The sequence below is a fragment of the Polyangium sp. 15x6 genome (assembly GCF_029960785.1).
Classification (GTDB): domain Bacteria; phylum Myxococcota_A; class Polyangia; order Polyangiales; family Polyangiaceae; genus Polyangium.
On the sequence record NZ_JASBQE010000240.1, the window covers coordinates 1 to 2,009 of the forward strand.

The 2,009-nt window shown below is 68.6% G+C and carries 1 protein-coding gene and 1 pseudogene; both read right to left on the minus strand.

Translation table 11 applies throughout. The features are described from left to right. Positions 1–269, minus strand: a 269-nt coding sequence (locus QHF83_RS53185; protein WP_282425862.1) for a hypothetical protein, incomplete at its 3' end; no start/stop codon positions are given. A gap of 165 nt (positions 270–434) precedes the next feature. Beyond that, a pseudogene (locus tag QHF83_RS53190) lies at positions 435–2,009 on the minus strand (hypothetical protein); the annotation flags it as partial.

Sequence of the window (2,009 nt, forward strand, 5' to 3'; positions counted from 1 at the left end):
CCGCCCGCGCCGCCCATTCCACCGGCGCCGCCCGCGGCGCCCGTCCCGCCCGCGCCTCCGATTCCGCCAGCGCCCGCGCCGCCCGCTCCGCCGACGCCGCCCGTGCCCGTGCTCCCGCTGCTCGAGCTCGCGCCTCCCGCGCCCCCGCTCGCGCCGCTGCCCGCTTGTCCGCCGCCCCCGGGAACGGGATTCGCGCCATTCGTATCGAGTGAACAGCCGAGGACGGGAAGGAAAAACACGCCGACGAGGACGAGAGTGGAGCGTCGCATGATCTCTGCTCTTACCACGGGGCAACGGCACATAGAAGTGGGCGAACTGGAAGGTTGGAGCGTTCCCATCACGGCGCAAAAATCGAGGCTGGTTGATGCAATGCGGGGCGGAGGCCCGAGCGCCGCGGCGCCGAGGAGGCGCATGCGCTCGGCGAGGCATTCACGTCACTTGATGCAGTTCGACTTGAAAACCGGGCCGCGGCCCGTGGCGAGGTTCACCGGGACGATGCCGATCGCCAGGGGAATCGCGCTCGAGCAGGCCTCCGGGAACGGGCCCATGTGGATGTCCTGATCGGCGAGCAAGCCCGGCTCGACGACCTCCATGGAGTTCGTCGGCAGGCTGTTCTGCGCGGCCTCTTTGACATCCTTGATGCATTGCTCGACCGTGTCCACCATCTCGGGGAGCGTGTTCGCCTCGCCGACCCCGCAGGCGGTGAAGACGCTCTCGACGATGGTCTGCCATCCCTCGCCGATGATGATGAAAATGTTGAAGTTCGGGTCCGAGTTGAAGCCGTGGCCGTGGACCCAGGTATCGTATCCGACCTTGGAGAAGCCCATGCTCGAGCTCGCGTACATCATCTCGATGACGGGCCCCTCCGGGTTCGGCGGGAGGAGGTAATCGATCGCCTGGATGAGGATCAGGTTGTTGAGGCTCTTGTCGATGGCCTCGATCCATTTCCCATACATCTTGTCGATCATCTGCATGTGGATCATGTTCTGGTTGAACATGCCGAGCGTGAGGCTCAAGAAGCCGAAGTTGCTCTTGCCGCCGCCGCTCTTCTCGTCGCTGCCCGGGGCCTTGGCCATGAAGACGGGCGCGGCCTCGGCCTTCGCAATGGCGCTGACGAGCTGCCCCACGGACCGGCCGGCGGGCGCGATCTGATCGCGGAGGAGCGCGGCGAACTTCGTTCGATGGGCGATCACGCCGTGCGCAGTGGGTTCGAGCACGACGAGCTTTTGCACGGCGGACTCGACGGCGGCGCTCTTCGCCGCGAGGGCGGCCTCGTCCCCGGCCTTCGGCGCATTCGCGTCGATCGTGGCGATCGTGGTCCGGAGATCGGCGAGCGCGGCCCCGAGGGCATCCAACTCGGCGGCGAGGGAATCGTCGTCCGGGCTCTTCGCGACGCCCGCCGCCGTGAGCTCGGCGGTCGTGGGATAATCGCCGGGGATCTTGCGCAGGACGTCGGTGAGCTCGGCGTAATGGAGCGGGTCGAGGTCCACGAGGCTCGCGTCGAGCGCGAGGACCGCGTCCTTCAGCGCTTGATCGGAGCCGCCGTTCGCCGCGATGACCGCGTGCACGCCATTCTGGACGCCCGAAAGCCCCGCGCCCGCCTTCGCGAGCAGCGGCGCGATGGCCTCGTTCAGCACGGAGACACGCGTCTCGGCCGTGACGGTTTGTCCTTCGACCACGACCTCGCAGCCCACCGTGAAGATGCCCGCCTCGGCGAACGTGTACTTGCCGCCGTTCTCGACGACGCCCGCCTGCGGGGAGATGGTGACCTTCGAGGTGAACGGCCCGCCATACGCGATTCCGTCTTTTTGCACGCCGCAGTTGGCCGAAAACGAGCCGCCATTGTCGGCCTCGAGCACGGCGCGGCTCGACGGCATCACCACCGCGGCAAAACCGTTCATCCCGCCGCCGCCCGCGCCGCCCATGCCTCCGGCGCCGCCCATGCCGCCCGCGCCGCCCTCGCCGCCCATCCCGCCGGAGCCGCCGCCCGCGCCGCCCTCGCCGCCCTG